This is a genomic window from Enterococcus sp. E5-162, from assembly GCF_035725965.1.
Lineage (GTDB): Bacteria > Bacillota > Bacilli > Lactobacillales > Enterococcaceae > Enterococcus_B > Enterococcus_B lactis.
In genome coordinates this window covers 17,723-34,087 of sequence record NZ_JAPRFV010000002.1, presented here as the reverse complement: position 1 = coordinate 34,087, position 16,365 = coordinate 17,723, and the positions used below count along the sequence as shown (strand labels likewise).

Sequence of the window (16,365 nt, the reverse complement as noted above, 5' to 3'; positions counted from 1 at the left end):
TCAATTGCTTCATTTTACAAGAAAATGATGGAAAAGTCATCATTCGCATCGAAAGTATCCTAAAAAAATAGCTCTCTTTTATTATACTCGTTTACTTCATGCTATTTTACTATTCTCAAAAAAGAAACCGAAATCAATCTGAAATCGATATGCAGCTTGTGCTTTTGTTGCTACAGCTGCTTTTCTCAGATAAATTTCGGTTTGTCTTTTCTCCTTCTGGTTCTTCTTACCAGCTGAACATCACTATCAAAACTTGTTATTCTTGTACGACATGAACTTTGATCGTAGCCGTCACCTCATGATGCAACTTCACAGGTACGTTTGTGTAGCCTAGTGAACGGATTGGGTTTTCTAGTTCGATTTTTCGTTTATCTAATTTGATTTTGTATTGTTTGTTTAGCCCTTCAGCAATTTGTTTTGAAGGAATCGATCCAAACAAACGGCTGTCTTCCCCTGCTTTTGCTTTTAACTCGACTACCGTATCTTCTTTTTCCAAGAATTCTTTTAATTTTTTAGCTTCTTCCAAGATTTCAGCTTCGTGTTTTTCTTGGGCTTTCTTCTGTCCAGCTAACTGACTGATACTACTTTTCGTTGCTTCTTTTGCCAAGTTATTTTTGATTAGATAATTTTGTGCATAACCTGCTGGAACTTCTTTGATGTCCCCTTTTTTACCTTTTCCTTTTACGTCTTGTAAAAAAATTACTTTCATTTGGATTACTCCTTATCATATATTTGATTCATATTTTCTTTGATTGCAGCAAAAAGCTTCTGTTTTGTTTCTTCAACTGTCGTATTCTCCAGTTGAGTAGCTGCATTTGTGAAGTGTCCTCCACCACCTAAGGATTCCATGATGATTTGGACATTGATCGTACCGGTACTTCTGGCACTGATCCCAATCAATCCGTCTATCCGCTTCGTAATGACGAAAGCTGCGTTGATATTGATCATCGAAAGTAGTGTATCTGCTGTTTTTGCCGCTATGACACTATTATACTCTTTTTCATCTGTTCCTGCCGCCACAACAATATCAGAAGTCACATACTCGCTTCCAGCAATCAAATGACTGATTTCCAAGTATGTCGCTAAGTCCGAGCTCAATAAATATTGTACTAAGGATGCGTCTGCTCCACAAGACCTTAAATAGCTGGCAACATCAAAAGTTCGTGCAGTTGTACGAACATTGAAACTATTCGTATCTACAACCATCCCTGCAAGTAATAGTGTGGCCTCAAAGCGATCTAAGCGATTCGTTTTGCTGCTTTGGTATTGGATCAGCTCAGAAACTAGCTCTGAAGCGGAAGAGGCTGAAGATTCGATATAAGTCAGCAAAGGCTTGCTTGGAAACTCTTCCCCTCGGCGGTGATGATCAATGATTACGATTTTATCAAATTGCTCATATAGGCTCTGAGAGATCGATAGAGAAGGTTTATGATAATCCACCATCACGAGTAGGTCTTCATCTTTTTTCAGCTCTATGGCGCGTTCTGGAGAGATCAATTGCATTTCTAATTCTGGATGTTTATGGATTTCTTCGAGACAACGTTCTACATCTGGAATGATTTCGTTCTCGTTGATAACGATATAAGCCTTTTTCTGGTTGAAGCGTGCAAGACAACTGACACCAAAAGCAGAGCCTAAAGCATCCATATCCGGAAATTTATGTCCCATGATGAACACATCGCCTGTTTCATCAAAAATCCGGCGCAAAGCAGTACTCATCGCTCGAGAACGGACACGCGTGCGTTTGACATTCTTAGCTGATTTACCGCCATAATAAACAGGTTTCGCACCTTCTTTTACCTCTTTCACGACAACTTGGTCGCCTCCGCGGACTAGAGCAACATCTAAATTGTTCTGAGCTTCTCCACCGATTTCATCGAGGGATCTTGCGCCATAAGCAATCCCCATACTCAAGGTGACAGGCGAGCTCTGTTTTTCAGCTTCTGCTCGAAAGCGGTCCAACAAATCAAATTTTTTATCCATCATCTTTTTCAAATCGATCATCTGCGCGACGAAGAAAAACCGTTCTGCGTTGATTCTTTTGAAAAAGACATGGTATTCATTCATCCAGTCAGAAACTAGTGTAGTGACGAAAGAGTTCAAATAAGAAATCTCTTTATCATCCAATTTATCAATAGCATCTGCATAGTTATCAATAGATAAAATACCGATTACTGGCTGACTGTTCGCCTGATGAAGTTTCAACAACTGGTTTTGGGTGATATCATTAAAATAAACGACACCCTTTACTGTATCCATATCAAACTGAAATGTTTTATCTGCTAGATAGACTTGGTTTTTCTTTTTTTCTTTTGCAGTAAAAAAAGTATCTAATAATTCTTCCTCTGTTAATCCACTTTGATCTTTGACTTTCAATGCTAAAGGATTGAGCCATTCGATTTTTTGGCTTGATGGCTGATAAGCAATCACTCCTACAGGCATGACTTCTGAGACATAAGCCAGATTTGTTTCGGCTACGGTCGAAGCCTGCTGGATTTTTTCACGTTTATTTAAAATAAGCCAGCGTTTCATTTTCAACCAATAGCGAACGCCCCATAAATTCATCAAAAGAATGACCAAAGCGCTAACAAAACGAAATGGTAAAATTAAGACTACCAATACTTCGATTAGTATAAACAGGATAAGGAAGAGAGGTTTTGGGGATAAATGATTGTTTTTATTTTCCATAATTTTCCTCCCATATATGACTAACTTGATTTTACCATAACTTTCGTCATTCAAGCGACTAAACGAATATCGGTTATTTTACAGAAAAAAAAGAATTGAATAGCTGATCAAAAGGATCAGTCATTCAATTCCTCGGATTTATTAGTCTTCGCTAACAAAAGGTAGCAAGCCCATGATACGTGCGCGTTTGATTGCAACAGTAATTTTACGTTGGTTTTTAGCGCCTGTACCAGTTACACGACGTGGCAAGATTTTACCGCGTTCTGAAATAAATCTTTTTAGTAATTCGATATCTTTATAATCGATATATTCAATATGGTTAGCAGCAATGTAATCTACTTTACGACGTTTACGTCCGCCTCTTCTTTGTTGTGCCATTCTATTTCCCTCCTATCAAATTCGTTTAGAATGGTAAATCATCATCTGAAATGTCGATCGTTGAACTTGAGCCGAATGGGTCAGAAGTATCACGGTCGAAATCAGGCATACCGTTGGATGATTGAGATGTTTGATTAGAGTTATTGTTTCCGCCAAATCCGCCAGCTGATTGACCAGAACTTTGGAATCCGCCGCTTTGTTGGCGATTTTCAGATGCAGAACGACTTTCCAGCAATTGGAAGTTGTCAGCTACTACTTCTGTCACGTATACACGTTGTCCTTGCTGATTATCATAAGAACGAGTTTGGATACGTCCAGTAACACCTAAAAGTGTTCCTTTACGAGCATAGTTTGCTAAAGTTTCTGCTGATTTGCGCCAAATCACACAGTTGATAAAATCAGCCTCGCGATTGCCGCTTTGGTTTGTAAAATTACGATTCACAGCCAAAGTAAATGTTGCGACTGCCGTACCACTTGCTGTGTAACGCAAATCTGGATCTTTCGTCAGACGTCCAACTAATACAACATTATTAATCAAAATAGTCATCTCCTCTCATCGTTTTTCTATTGTTTCACATGAAACAACAATTAAGCTTCTTCTTTAACAATCATGTGACGAATGATGTCGTCGTTGATTTTAGCAAGACGGTCAAATTCATTGACAGCATTTGCTGATGATGGAGAAGATACTTTAACGATGTGATAGATACCTTCACGGTAACCGTTCATTTCATAAGCGAAACGGCGTTTTTCCCAATCTTTTGATTCGATAACTTCTGCTCCGTTATCTTTCAAGATTGCATCGAAACGTTCGATTAAAGCAGTTTTTGCTTCTTCATCAATGTTTGGACGAATAATGTACATGATTTCATATTTCGTGTTTTCCATTGATATTCACCTCCCTGTGGACTTTCGGCTCTTAGGTTCCTAAGAGCAAGGAGAGTTATCTAATTAATTAGACTACTCACAAGCTTTGATTATACACTCTATTTTGGTCAAAAGCAATACAGAATAAACAGTTTCAAATATTTTAAGAGAAATTCAATTAATCAAAAAAGCAAGCAAGGGAACTGTGACAAAAGTCTTGTCGCAGTTCCCTTTTTTCGAATAAACGGTGTTCTCCTGCCAACTCCTCGGTCACAAGTCACACTATTCAACAAACATGAGAAGCTATTTTTTTGAAATTGCTCCTTGTGACTCAGAGTGAAACGGCAGACTCACGATCTCTTCCTTAAACGGTGTTCAAAAGCTTGCATCTACGGCACTAAGCCCAATCAGATGAAAAATATGGAATGCTATTTTTGTCTGATTGTTCTTACTGCTTGATGCAGAGCAGCTTTTTCACAACCTCTTTGCTAACTTAAACACTTCATCTTTATGATTATTCTTCTGTTGCTTGCTCTTCAACTGTTTGTTCTACCGCTTCTGGCTCGACTGCTGCCATTGTGACGACTTTCGTATCAGCTTCCATCTTCATCAAACGTACACCCAATGTTGAACGTCCAGTTTGAGAAACAGTCGATACGTTGAAACGGATAATCACACCTTTATCTGTAATCAGCATGATGTCTTCATCTCCAGAAACAGTGGTCAATCCGGCTAGTGGACCATTTTTTTCAGTGATATTCGCCGTTTTGATTCCTTTACCTCCGCGGCCTTTCACTGGATATTCCGATACTTTGGTCCGTTTTCCGTAACCTTTTTCTGTAATCACTAGTACTTCTTGGTCTTCCTTCATCAGGGCTGCCCCAACAACGTAGTCTTCCTCACGCAAACGTATCCCTCTGACGCCGGAAGCTGTACGTCCCATATCGCGGACTGCTTCCTCTTTGAAGGTCACAGAGTAGCCGTTATGTGTGCCAATGATGATATTTGACTGTCCATCTGTCAATAGAACATTGACTAATTCGTCATCTTCTTTCAAACCAATTGCAATCAGACCATTGCTTCGGATGTTAGCGAAAGCAGTGACAGACGTACGTTTAACTGTACCTTGACGCGTCGTAAAGAAGAGGTAGTGGCCTTCTTCTGCTTCTCCCGTCACCGCAATAATTGCTTGGATGCTTTCACTCGAGTCGATACCCAGCAAATTGATGATTGGGATACCTTTGGCTGTACGTCCGTATTCTGGAATTTCGTATCCTTTTGCCCGATACACTTTTCCGTTATTCGTAAAGAATAACAATGTATCATGGGTAGAACAAGAAACTAGATTCTTGACGAAGTCGTCATTGTGGATACCCATTCCTTGGACACCACGCCCGCCTCTTCGTTGAGCTCTGAATTCATTATTTGCCAAACGTTTGATATAACCATTGTTTGTCAGTGTAATAACGATTTCTTCTTCTTCAATCAAATCTTCATCTTCTAGACTTAAGACCTCACCGACTAGTAATTCTGTGCGTCGTTTATCACCAAATCGTTGATTCAAGTCTGCTAATTCATTCTTGATGATTTCTGTGACACGTTCGGGTCTTGCCAGAATGTCAGTCAAATCTTCAATCAGTTTCAATAGTTCTTGGTATTCATTTTCGATTTTTTCCCGTTCCAAACCGGTCAATCGACGCAAACGCATATCTAAGATAGCTTGTGATTGGCGATCGGATAAATCGAACCGTTCGATCATTGTTGCTTTTGCTTCGTCATCTGATTTAGACCCGCGGATAATCGCAATGATTTCATCGATATGATCCAAAGCAATACGCAAACCTTCTAAGATGTGTGCTCTTGCTTCTGCTTTTTCTTTTTCAAAGACCGTCCGTCGTGTGATGACTTCGCGTTGATGTTCGATATAGTTTTCAAGGATTTGTTTCAAACTTAAAACTTTCGGCACGCCTTTTTCGATGGCCAACATATTGAATCCGAATGAATTCTGCAAGGATGTCAATTTGTATAAGTTATTCAAAATAACTGATGCGCTGGCGTCACGACGAACGTCAATGACAATTCGCATGCCTTCACGGGAAGATTCATCCCGCAAATCCGTGATTCCTTCGATACGCTTGTCTCTGTGCAACTCAGAAATCCGTTCAATCAATTTGGCTTTATTGACCATATAAGGTAATTCCGTCACGAGGATCCGTTCTTTGCCATTTGGCATCTCAGTGATCTCAACTTTTGCACGTACGGTAATAGAACCTTTACCTGTTTCATACGCTCTTCGGATTCCTGATTTTCCCATGACCAAACCACCTGTTGGAAAATCTGGTCCAGGTAATACTTCCATCAATTCATTGGTCGTCACATCAGGATTATCCATCAGCAAATCGATAGCCGCTACTACCTCAGATAAATTATGAGGTGGGATATTCGTTGCCATACCCACGGCTATCCCCGTCGTTCCGTTCACCAAAAGATTGGGGAAGCGAGCAGGTAATACAACGGGTTCTTTTTCTGTGTCATCATAGTTGCTTTGGAAATCAACAGTGTTCTTATTGATATCACGCAGCATTTCTGTAGCGATTTTACTCATCCGTGCTTCGGTATAACGCATAGCAGCGGCACCGTCACCGTCAACAGAACCAAAGTTTCCATGGCCATCCACTAGCATATAACGGTAGCTAAATGGCTGCGCCATCCGTACCATTGACTCATAGATCGCACTATCCCCATGAGGATGGTATTTACCCATGACATCTCCGACGATTCTGGCAGATTTTTTATGGGCTTTATCCGGTGTCACACCTAATTCGTTCATGCCGTATAAAATACGGCGATGAACGGGTTTCAGACCATCTCTGACATCAGGCAGTGCACGTGCGACAATAACACTCATCGCATAATCGATGAAGGAGTCTTTCATTTCGCTAGTTAGATTGACATCATGGATGTTTTCTCTGATTTCTTCACTCATTCTTTTTCCTCCTTCATGATTAAATATCTAAGTTCTTCACGTAATGTGCATTTTCCTCGATGAATGCACGACGAGGCTCTACTCGATCCCCCATCAACATTTCAAATATCTGGTCTGCCGCAATAGCATCGTCCACGCTGACGCGGGCCATCATTCGATTACTTGGGTCCATAGTTGTTTCCCATAGTTGATGATCATCCATTTCTCCAAGCCCTTTATACCGCTGAACACTTGGTTTTGGTGAAGCAGGAAGTGAAGCAACGACTTGTTTCAACTCTTCTTCTGCATTCTTTCCTGGTTGTACATACGTGATATTCTTCCCTTGTTTTACCCCGTATAAAGGCGGCTGAGCAATATAGACATAACCAGCTTCAACAATTGGACGCATGTAGCGGTAAAAAAGAGTCAGCAGCAATGTACGGATATGCGCACCATCAACATCGGCATCAGTCATGATCACTAATTTATGATAACGAGCTTTCGATACATCGAAATCTTCTCCAAACCCTGTACCCATAGCGGTAAATAAAGACCGGATCTCTTCATTTGCCAAGATCTTGTCCATACTTGCTTTTTCAACATTCAAGATTTTCCCACGAATAGGCAAGATAGCTTGAAATTCTCGATTACGACCTTGCTTAGCTGATCCGCCGGCCGAATCTCCTTCGACGATGAACAATTCGCATTTTTCAGGATCGTTGCTAGAGCAGTCTGCTAATTTTCCTGGCAGATTACTGATCTCTAAAGCACCTTTACGTCTCGTTACTTCACGCGCACGTTTCGCTGCTAGACGAGCTCTGGAAGCTAATAATCCTTTTTCAACGATTTGACGGCCCACACTTGGGTTTTCCAGCAAGAATTTCATGAAATGCTCGCTAAATAACCGATCAGTGACTGTCCGTACTTCGGAATTGCCCAATTTTGTTTTTGTTTGTCCTTCGAATTGAGGGTCAGGATGCTTGATAGAAATAACAGCTGTCAATCCTTCTCGCACGTCTTCACCAGTCAAGTTGTCATCATTTTCTTTCATCAGCTTTTGTTTTCGAGCATAATCATTGATTACCCGAGTTAATGCAGTCTTGAATCCTGATTCATGTGTTCCGCCTTCATACGTATGGATATTGTTGGCAAAACTCATGATATTGGAATGGTAGCCGTCTGTATATTGCATAGAGACTTCAACTGCGATATCTTGCTGCTCACCTTCCAAATATACAGGTTCTGGGAAAATCACGGTTTTGTTTGCATTCAAGTATTCGACATAACTTTTGATCCCACCATCATAATGGTATTCATTGATGACTGGTTCTTCTTCTCGTTTGTCCTCAATCGAGATACGCATCCCGCGGTTCAAGAAAGCTAGTTCACGGATTCGGGTAGCCAATTTTGAAAAATCAAACTCAGTTGTCTCTGTAAAAATTTCAGGATCTGGCGTAAAGTGAACCGTTGTTCCATGGCGATCCGTTTGTTCAATGATCTTTAAGTCGTCCACTACAGCTCCACGACGATACTCTTGATAGTACACATTTCCTTCTTTGTATACTTTGACATCAAGTTGCGTAGAAAGTGCGTTTACGACGGAAGATCCCACTCCATGAAGACCACCGGAAACTTTGTATCCGCCACCGCCAAATTTTCCTCCAGCATGTAAAACAGTAAAGACCGTTTCAACTGCAGGACGTCCGGTTTTTGCTTGGATATCTACTGGTATCCCCCGTCCATCGTCAATAACAGTGATACTGTTGTCTTTTTCTATAATCACATGGATTTTCGTTGCAAAACCTGCTAATACTTCATCGATCGAATTATCGACGATTTCCCAAACAAGGTGATGCAGACCTTCAGAACTAGTCGAACCGATATACATGCCAGGTCGTTTACGAACGGCTTCAAGTCCTTCAAGTACTTGAATCTGACTGGCATCATATTCTTTAGCGCGTTCTACTAAACTTCTTTCTTCTGTCATTCAGTTTCTTCTCCTTTTAGTTTCCCTTGTCGAACATAAAAAATCTCAGGTTCAACAGTCATTTTATTTTTTACATGGTCAAGTGTCGTCGTTGTTAAGAACGTTTGAACTTTTCCTTCGATTGTTTCCAGCAGATGGAGCTGACGATTATCATCCAGCTCGCTCATCACATCATCTAATAATAGGATTGGATATTCCCCTGTCTCTTCTTTGATCAAATCAATTTCTGCTAATTTGACACTTAGAGCAGTCGTTCTTTGCTGTCCTTGCGATCCATAAGTCTGCACGTTTTTTTGATTAATAAAAAAGGAAAGATCGTCACGGTGAGGACCAACTGTCGTCGTTCCCCGAAAAAGGTCTTTCTTTTTGTTTTGATTCAAAAGTGCGAGAAATTGTTCTTGGATTTGTTCTTGCGTATGTGTTTCTAAAGAATCGACTGCGGTGAGATACTCGATTTCTAGCTGCTCTTTATGATGTGTGATTTGCTGATGTAAAGAATTAGCCCAAAACTCCAATCGCTTGATGAACTGTGCTCTTGCTTTCAATACTTTGCTACCAAACGCTGCTAGTTGTTCGGACAAAATATCCAAATAAAGCAAATCAGTTTGTTTTTTTTCATTCAATTGCTTCAAATACTGGTTTCTTTGCTTCAAAATCGCTTGGTATTGGACAAGATCATAAAGATAAATTGGATTGATCTGACCTAATTCCATATCTAAAAATTTCCGCCTGATCTGCGGGCTGCCTTTTACTAACGAAAGATCCTCTGGTGCAAATAAAATGACATTCATTTGTCCCACGTAAGTACTTAACTTTTTTTGTTCGATATGGTTGATCTTGGTTTTTCGGCCTTTTTTAGATAATAAGATTTCTAATGGGAGAGTGGATGAACCTTTTGCGATCTCTCCTTGGATCATTGCCTGATCGTCATTCCAACCAATCAATTCCTGCTCACTACTTGTCCGATGGCTTCGCGTCATAGCCAATACATAGATACTTTCCAAAAGATTTGTTTTTCCCTGCGCATTTTCACCTAAAAAAATGACCAGATTCTTGGAAAATTCGATGTTCAGCTCTTCGTAATTTCGATAATTTTTTAAATACAGCTTATTCAGCCTCATTATCGTCGTTTCCTTTTTTTACCATAAAAAAAGTTCCTACTTCTGGAACTTCAACCATCATACCGGGATAAAGCTTGCGTCCACGACGATTTTCCGGCTCGCCATCGACTAACACAGTGTTTTCTGCCAAATACCATTTTGCTTGTCCGCCACTACCGATAACGGTGGCTTCTTTCAGCATTTGACCCAACGTCATGAATTCCGTATTTAGAATGACTTGTTGTTTCAATGTCCATCCCTCATTTTCATTATTAAAAGTATACTCTATTATACCTTTTTTTCCGCAATAAAACAAATTTATCCATATATTTTTCCATATAAGACGATTTAATCTAAAAAAGGTGATTTAGACAAAAATAAACAGAAAGCCTTAAAAGAGATTTTAGGGCCTTCTGTTTAAATTTTATTTTTTCTAATTCTTTTCAATTAAATTTTCAATATCTTTGAAAATCTTTGTTAATTTGTACGTACAGGAGTAATCAATTGGATAAATTGAACGCCATCTTCCGTTGGTTCCAACGTGAATGGTCGAATAGCGGAAATAAATTTTACTTTGATACTCATATCTCCAAATGCACGCAACGCTGCTTTCATATAATCCGGGTTGAAAGAAATCTCCAATGGATCGCCACTGCTTGCTGTATAGCTCAAGCTTTCTTCTACTTTCCCGATTTCTGGAGAATTTCCGTATAAAACAACCGCATCTGGACGAATGGATAAACGAACGATATTGTTGCGGCCTTCATGAGAAAGTAAAGAAGCACGTTCGATTGCTGCTAGAAAGCTAGGAACAGAAAATTCGACCTCTGTATTAAAGCTTGATGGGATCAAACGATTGGTATCAGGATAGTTTCCTTCTAGCAAGCGGGAATAGAAATACATTGTTTCCGTTTTAAACAAGACTTGGTTTTCCATAATGCTGATTTCGACGATTTCTTCTTCATTTGTCAATGAGCGAGACAATTCGATCAAACTTTTCCCGGGAATAACAATATCAAAATGATCAGCCGTTTGTTCTACTGGGATCACCCGTTGACTTAGACGGTGAGAGTCGGTAGCTACAGCCAATAAAGAATGATCAGATAAAATAAAATGCACACCCGTCAAGATTGGACGGCTCTCATGCTGCGAAACAGCAAAAACTGTTTCGTTGATTAGTTTAGTCAATACGTGTACTGGTAATTTCATCTGGTTATGACTTTCGACAACAGGAAGATGAGGATAATTATCTGCATCTAATCCATTCACGATAAAATTCGCTTTTCCAGAAGTGATCGCTACTTGTTTATTTTCTAATACTTCTAAAGTAAATGTTTCTTCAGGAAGTCTTCGAATGATTTCGCTAAAGAAACGAGCTTGTAAAACAATTGATCCGGTAGATTCGATTTGCATATTTGCTTTTTCGTTTTCAACAGACAAAAAAGTTTCAATTGATATATCAGCGTTGCTCCCTGTCAAAGTCAAACCTTCTTGTGTCAGTGTGATTTTTACACCTGTCAAAATAGGGATAGTGGTTTTGCTTGAAATAGCTCGTTGAACAGTTTGCAATTCCTGCATAAAGCTAGCTCGGTTTAAAGTAACTTTCATGATGTATCTCCTTTGAATGTTTGTTTATTTATTATTAGTTAAAAAGAATAATAAAAGTAATAGGGCATGTTGATTCTGTGGAAAACTCAAAAAACGCAAGAGAGAAACGAAAAAACAGCTGTGGAAAAAGTGTGTATAACTTTTGCTTGTTTTTTTCTTTTATCCACATGCTATTTTCAGTTGGTAGAATCGACAAATTAATTTAGTAAAAAGTTTTTGATTTCTGATACTTCATTTTGCATGCTGACACTAGAATCCATCAGCTGCTGGATTTTCTCATGGGCATGGATAACCGTTGTATGGTCCTTGCCACCGAATTCAGCACCAATTTTCGGTAAAGAATTATCTGTGAGCTCACGTGCCAAGTACATAGCGATTTGTCTAGGTACAACAATAGATTTGACGCGTTTCTTTCCTTTGAGATCTTTCAATTGGATGTGATAATACTTTGCCACTTCTTCTTGGATCTGCAAAATCGACAATTGAGGATGTCCTTTTCCTGACTTTAACGTTTTCAGCGCATCTGCAGCTAGACTAGTCGAAATATCTTCACTATTCATTGCAGCAAAAGCCTGTACTCGAACAAGTGCCCCTTCTAATTCACGAATATTAGAATCAATTTGTCCTGCGATATAGCTCAGCGTGTCATCTGGGATCTCTAGACGTTCAGCTGCCGCTTTTTTACGCAAAATCGCTGTTCTTGTTTCAAGATCCGGTGGCGTAATATCAACAGAGAGCCCCCATGCAAAGCGAGAAACAAGGCGTTCTTGTAGTTTCGGAATCTCGTTTGGCAACCGATCACTGGTTAGAACGATTTGTTTACCCTCATTGTACAAGGCATTGAAAGTATGGAAAAACTCCTCTTGCGTAGCTTCTTTTTCTGCGAAAAATTGAATATCATCTACTAATAGTAAATCAACGTTTCGATATTCTTGACGGAATTCTTCTGCTGTTTTGTTTTGGATCGAATTGATGAAATCATTAGCAAAAGTTTCACTGCTTACATATTTTACTTTGGCATTAGGCTGACTTTGCAGCATTTGATGACCGATGGCATGCATCAAGTGAGTCTTACCAAGTCCTACGCCTCCATAAAAGAAGAGCGGGTTATAAATAGAACCTGGATCTTCTGCTACAACGAGCGCTGCTGCATGAGCCATCTGGTTTCCTTTACCAATGACAAACGTATCAAAGGTATATTTAGGATTCAGCATGGCTTTTTTTAGCGGGCTAGGTGCCGCAACTTTTGGATTTTTTTCTTCTACAACTTCTTCTTGCTCTGCTTCTTCGCCAGTAATAAAGCGAGGGATAATCTCATTTCCTGATAACATATAACCGACTTCAACGATTTTTGTTGCCAGGTTTTTTTCCCAATATTCTTTATGAATCTTGCTAGGAACCTCAACAACGAGCTGGTTTTGATCAAGAGTTCGAGGGTTCGCTGTTTCAATCCATGTATTATAGCTAGCAGGCGATAAATCCTTTTGGTATGTTGCTTTTAATTCATTCCATAAAGCATCGAGGGATACCATATAAGGCCTCCTCCTTCATTAAAAAGTGAATAACTAGTACTAATTTAGCATTTTTTTTAATAGTTTTCCACAGAAACCGAAGAAAAAAATTTTTTAATTACAATTATCCACATAATCGACAAATAAAAAAAAGAGAAAAACACAGCTGTCAAAAAAAGTTTTCCACACCACTAATGCACAGGTGGACAACTTGTAAAAATCACTAGATTTCCTCCTGTACCTGTGGATAACAAATGTATATTTATCAATGGTTTAGGGACGAAATGCACAGGAAAACGTCTGGTTGTGGATTACTTTTTTTACACGTGTGTTTTCTGTGTAAAAGTACCTCGTTATTATTTGTGGATAATTCCTGTGCATAACTTTTTCCACATGAGATTCCCATAGAAAAAAATAATCTTGTGGATAAGTTTTGACAATCGATCTTCTATTTTATATTGACAAAATCACTACTTTGTCGTTATACTATCAAAGTATGTCTGTGTTTATAAAATAGATAAGAACATTTTGGAGGTGGAATATATGAAAAGAACATACCAACCAAATAAACGTAAACGTCAAAAAGTTCACGGATTCCGTAAACGTATGAGTACTAAAAATGGACGTCGTGTGTTAGCTAGCCGTCGTCGTAAAGGAAGAAAAGTTCTTTCAGCTTAGGCCACTGGGGTTTCAGTGGTTTTTTTTATACTCTTTTTTAGGGAAATGATGAAAGGACAATCGTAATTATGGTATGATTATGAGCGTAAGTGAGAGATAGAAAAGGAAAGAAAACTAATGAGAAAAGCGTATCGAGTAAAAAAAGAACGAGAGTTTCAAGCCGTGTTTCATACGGGAGATTCTTTTGCTAACCGCAAATTCGTCGTTTACCGTTTGAAAAAACCGGGACAGCCTCATTTTCGAGTTGGTTTATCTGTAGGAAAAAAGGTCGGCAACGCGGTAAGCCGCAATGAAGTCAAACGAAAAATCCGAGCAGCAGTTTATTCTATAAAAGAAGAGATTGATCCGGAGTTGGATTTTATTGTGATTGCTAGACCAAGTGTGAAGGGGCTAACTTATGATGAGGTTCGCTCCAATTTAGTCCACGTCTTAAAACTTGCAAAAATAATCGACAGAGAGGAAAAGAGTAAGTGAAGAAATACAAACGTTTACTTTTGATGGCCGGTATCGTTAGTTTGGTCATCGTCTTATCCGGTTGCGGAACTGGGGAAGTCAGCGCACAAAGTACAGGAATTTGGGATCGTTATATTGTTTATTACTTTGCTGAGGCGATCAAGGCGTTGTCATTTGGTAATGCAGGAATAGGGATCATTTTATTTACATTGATCATCCGTGTAATCTTGTTGCCGCTGATGCATTTCCAAACAAAGAGCATGCGTAAGACACAAGAATTACAACCGAAATTAAAAGCACTGCAGCAACAATATAGTTCAAGAGACCCAGAAACACAAAGTAAATTAAGAGAAGAGCAACAGCGTTTATATGCGGAAAATGGAGTCAATCCATATGCTGGTTGTCTTCCTTTATTGGTACAAATGCCAATCTTGATGGCGTTATGGCAATCTATTTCCCGTGTACCTGAGTTGAAACAAGGTCATTTCTTATGGTTGAACTTAGGGAACGCGGATCCAACATTTATCTTGCCGATTCTAGCAGCAATCTTTACTTTTGCAAGTACGTATTTATCTAGTATGAGTCAAATTGAATCGAATGCATCAATGAAGATCATGAATTTCGTGATGCCTGTAATGATTTTAGTGATGGGTGTCAATTTAGCCAGCGGTCTTTCATTATACTGGGTGGTTTCCAATGCCTTCCAAGTTGTACAAACATTGCTGATCAACAATCCTTTCAAAATTCGAAAAGAACGGGAAGAAGAAGCACGGAAAATCCGCGAAAGAGAACGTGCGTTGAAGAAAGCAATGAATCCTAAGAAAAAACGGAAATAATAGGGGAGGGAATGCTAATGCCGATTTATGAAGCTGCAACAATAGATGAAGCTGTTCAACTAGGTCTAGCTGATTTGGGTTTGACCAAAGACCAAGTTGAAATCGAAATATTGGAAGAAGGAAAAAAAGGTTTCCTAGGAATGGGCCGAAAGAATGCACGGCTTTCGATCCAGCCAAGTATCAGCGAAAAAATTTCTGAAACAGTAGAACAGACGGTAGAAGAGATTTTAGAAGAAGAACCAACAGTTGAGATCGAGGTAGTCAACGAAACGATTCTTGAAGAAAAAACAGAAGAAGTAAGTGAGCTAGGTGATGAAGCAGCTTTAACGGAATTGGCAGTCTATCTTACTGAAATTTCAAAACAACTTGATGCTCCAGCACTTGTTAAAATGGAAAGAGAATCAAATAATATGGTCGTTTTTCATTTAGAAACACAAAAACAAGGGTTACTGATTGGGAAACATGGAAAAACGTTGAATGCACTGCAATATCTGGCACAAGTCTTTATCCATCGTTTAGCAAGAAATAAGCTATCTGTAGTGGTCAATGTAGGCAATTACCGCGAAAAGCGCCAAGAGATTATTCAGCGTTTAGCTGATCGCACGGCTGAAAAAGTAAAACGGACAGGACAGCCTGTTTTCTTAGAACCAATGCCTGCCTTTGAACGTAAACAAATCCATGCGGCATTAAGCAAAGATGAACATGTAAAAACACATTCGGAAGGTGAGGAACCTTATCGTTACTTAGTAGTTGAACCTGCTAAAAAATATTATTGATTCCATTACTTTTTGAATAAATCACGTTGACAAAGTTTTTCAAACCAAGTATATTTTACTAGAAATCATTCTTATCAGAGTATACGATGAAGTAGTCACTAACTTTGATAGAAAAAAGCGGAACGAAACTGTTTTCAGTTTTGCTCCGCTTTTTTTTGTCTATTTCATTTAACCAATCGTCGTTTGGATAAATTGGATCACTGTTCCATAAGCAAAAAGTTCCAGAAAATACTTTCCATCCCGATTTCTTTGCTGATACTCAAAATGACAGTTGATCACCGCATTCGCACCATATTCAAGAACCTTCATTTTTAATTTCCTCTTCGTTGTCAAGAAAAGATCCTCATTGGGAAAAGCTGGGTCAAACAAATCAGCTTCTAAGCATTCCACAACAAAAACGATATCGCGGACGATATATTTTTGATTGATATTTCCTGTAGATAAAACAACATCATTGATCCGAGGATCACTTTCTTCTTTCAATGCATCAGAGTTGAACTGGCTCATTCCTTTTCTCC

General features: G+C 39.1%; 16 protein-coding genes. 4 read left to right on the top strand and 12 right to left on the bottom strand.

Annotation, left to right across the window (positions count from 1 at the left end; genetic code table 11):
• Positions 1 to 256 precede the first annotated feature (256 nt).
• The 11 genes from rplI to dnaA form a co-directional block, all read right to left on the bottom strand.
• A complete protein-coding gene (gene rplI / locus OZZ83_RS02255; protein WP_002288372.1) occupies positions 257 to 709 on the bottom strand; it encodes a 50S ribosomal protein L9 in 453 nt (150 codons plus the stop codon).
• Positions 710 to 714: 5 nt separating this feature from the next.
• Positions 715 to 2,688 (bottom strand): DHH family phosphoesterase, encoded by a 1,974-nt coding sequence (locus tag OZZ83_RS02250; protein ID WP_002320645.1) that lies wholly within the window; start codon positions 2,686 to 2,688, stop codon positions 715 to 717.
• 141 nt (positions 2,689 to 2,829) lie between these two features.
• On the bottom strand, positions 2,830 to 3,066 hold the full coding sequence (gene rpsR / locus OZZ83_RS02245; RefSeq protein ID WP_002288370.1) for a 30S ribosomal protein S18: 237 nt from the start codon (positions 3,064 to 3,066) through the stop codon (positions 2,830 to 2,832).
• Between the two features lie 25 nt (positions 3,067 to 3,091).
• Positions 3,092 to 3,604: a single-stranded DNA-binding protein gene (ssb, locus tag OZZ83_RS02240; RefSeq protein ID WP_002288368.1), complete on the bottom strand. Its 513-nt coding sequence runs from the start codon at positions 3,602 to 3,604 to the stop codon at positions 3,092 to 3,094.
• A gap of 50 nt (positions 3,605 to 3,654) precedes the next feature.
• A complete protein-coding gene (gene rpsF / locus OZZ83_RS02235; protein WP_002288366.1) occupies positions 3,655 to 3,954 on the bottom strand; it encodes a 30S ribosomal protein S6 in 300 nt (99 codons plus the stop codon).
• Between the two features lie 493 nt (positions 3,955 to 4,447).
• Positions 4,448 to 6,919: a DNA gyrase subunit A gene (gyrA, locus tag OZZ83_RS02230; RefSeq protein WP_147606798.1), complete on the bottom strand. Its 2,472-nt coding sequence runs from the start codon at positions 6,917 to 6,919 to the stop codon at positions 4,448 to 4,450.
• 19 nt (positions 6,920 to 6,938) lie between these two features.
• Complete coding sequence (gyrB, locus tag OZZ83_RS02225) at positions 6,939 to 8,885, bottom strand: DNA topoisomerase (ATP-hydrolyzing) subunit B (RefSeq protein ID WP_002288364.1); 1,947 nt, start codon at positions 8,883 to 8,885, stop codon at positions 6,939 to 6,941.
• On the bottom strand, positions 8,882 to 10,006 hold the full coding sequence (recF, locus tag OZZ83_RS02220) for a DNA replication/repair protein RecF (RefSeq protein ID WP_002309899.1): 1,125 nt from the start codon (positions 10,004 to 10,006) through the stop codon (positions 8,882 to 8,884). The genes gyrB and recF overlap by 4 nt, the downstream gene beginning before the upstream one ends.
• Positions 9,993 to 10,235: a S4 domain-containing protein YaaA gene (gene yaaA / locus OZZ83_RS02215; protein ID WP_002293125.1), complete on the bottom strand. Its 243-nt coding sequence runs from the start codon at positions 10,233 to 10,235 to the stop codon at positions 9,993 to 9,995. Before yaaA ends, recF begins: the two co-directional genes overlap by 14 nt.
• A 227-nt stretch (positions 10,236 to 10,462) precedes the next feature.
• Positions 10,463 to 11,593 (bottom strand): DNA polymerase III subunit beta, encoded by a 1,131-nt coding sequence (gene dnaN / locus OZZ83_RS02210; RefSeq protein ID WP_002293124.1) that lies wholly within the window; start codon positions 11,591 to 11,593, stop codon positions 10,463 to 10,465.
• Between the two features lie 197 nt (positions 11,594 to 11,790).
• Complete coding sequence (gene dnaA, locus OZZ83_RS02205) at positions 11,791 to 13,125, bottom strand: chromosomal replication initiator protein DnaA (protein WP_002293122.1); 1,335 nt, start codon at positions 13,123 to 13,125, stop codon at positions 11,791 to 11,793.
• 522 nt (positions 13,126 to 13,647) lie between these two features.
• Here dnaA and rpmH point away from each other — a divergent pair.
• The 4 genes from rpmH (at position 13,648) to jag (ending at position 15,847) form a co-directional block, all read left to right on the top strand.
• The gene (rpmH, locus tag OZZ83_RS02200; protein WP_002293121.1) at positions 13,648 to 13,782 is read left to right on the top strand and encodes a 50S ribosomal protein L34; all 135 of its coding nucleotides are present in this window, start codon (positions 13,648 to 13,650) and stop codon (positions 13,780 to 13,782) included.
• A gap of 117 nt (positions 13,783 to 13,899) precedes the next feature.
• Positions 13,900 to 14,256, top strand: a complete 357-nt coding sequence (gene rnpA, locus OZZ83_RS02195; protein WP_002293120.1) for a ribonuclease P protein component — start codon at positions 13,900 to 13,902, stop codon at positions 14,254 to 14,256.
• Positions 14,253 to 15,071 carry a YidC/Oxa1 family membrane protein insertase gene (locus OZZ83_RS02190; protein WP_002309900.1) on the top strand — a complete coding sequence of 273 codons (819 nt, stop codon included), beginning with the start codon at positions 14,253 to 14,255 and terminating at the stop codon, positions 15,069 to 15,071. The genes rnpA and OZZ83_RS02190 overlap by 4 nt, the downstream gene beginning before the upstream one ends.
• A gap of 17 nt (positions 15,072 to 15,088) precedes the next feature.
• Entirely contained in the window at positions 15,089 to 15,847 is a 759-nt protein-coding gene (gene jag / locus OZZ83_RS02185) for an RNA-binding cell elongation regulator Jag/EloR (protein WP_278023391.1), read from the top strand.
• Between the two features lie 168 nt (positions 15,848 to 16,015).
• Here jag and OZZ83_RS02180 read toward each other — a convergent pair whose 3' ends face one another.
• Positions 16,016 to 16,354 carry a hypothetical protein gene (locus OZZ83_RS02180; RefSeq protein WP_104760339.1) on the bottom strand — a complete coding sequence of 113 codons (339 nt, stop codon included), beginning with the start codon at positions 16,352 to 16,354 and terminating at the stop codon, positions 16,016 to 16,018.
• Positions 16,355 to 16,365: the final 11 nt, after the last annotated feature.

Excerpts from the sequence above, each read along its gene's own strand:
- dnaA (WP_002293122.1), bottom strand. The coding sequence starts at position 13,125 with ATGGTATCCCTCGATGCTTTATGGAATGAATTAAAAGCAACATACCAA.
- rpmH (WP_002293121.1), top strand. The coding sequence starts at position 13,648 with ATGAAAAGAACATACCAACCAAATAAACGTAAACGTCAAAAAGTTCAC.
- jag (WP_278023391.1), top strand. The coding sequence starts at position 15,089 with ATGCCGATTTATGAAGCTGCAACAATAGATGAAGCTGTTCAACTAGGT.
- rpsF (WP_002288366.1), bottom strand. The coding sequence starts at position 3,954 with ATGGAAAACACGAAATATGAAATCATGTACATTATTCGTCCAAACATT.
- gyrB (WP_002288364.1), bottom strand. The coding sequence starts at position 8,885 with ATGACAGAAGAAAGAAGTTTAGTAGAACGCGCTAAAGAATATGATGCC.
- gyrA (WP_147606798.1), bottom strand. The coding sequence starts at position 6,919 with ATGAGTGAAGAAATCAGAGAAAACATCCATGATGTCAATCTAACTAGC.
- OZZ83_RS02250 (WP_002320645.1), bottom strand. The coding sequence starts at position 2,688 with ATGGAAAATAAAAACAATCATTTATCCCCAAAACCTCTCTTCCTTATC.
- recF (WP_002309899.1), bottom strand. The coding sequence starts at position 10,006 with ATGAGGCTGAATAAGCTGTATTTAAAAAATTATCGAAATTACGAAGAG.
- dnaN (WP_002293124.1), bottom strand. The coding sequence starts at position 11,593 with ATGAAAGTTACTTTAAACCGAGCTAGCTTTATGCAGGAATTGCAAACT.
- rpsR (WP_002288370.1), bottom strand. The coding sequence starts at position 3,066 with ATGGCACAACAAAGAAGAGGCGGACGTAAACGTCGTAAAGTAGATTAC.
- rplI (WP_002288372.1), bottom strand. The coding sequence starts at position 709 with ATGAAAGTAATTTTTTTACAAGACGTAAAAGGAAAAGGTAAAAAAGGG.
- OZZ83_RS02180 (WP_104760339.1), bottom strand. The coding sequence starts at position 16,354 with ATGAGCCAGTTCAACTCTGATGCATTGAAAGAAGAAAGTGATCCTCGG.
- rnpA (WP_002293120.1), top strand. The coding sequence starts at position 13,900 with ATGAGAAAAGCGTATCGAGTAAAAAAAGAACGAGAGTTTCAAGCCGTG.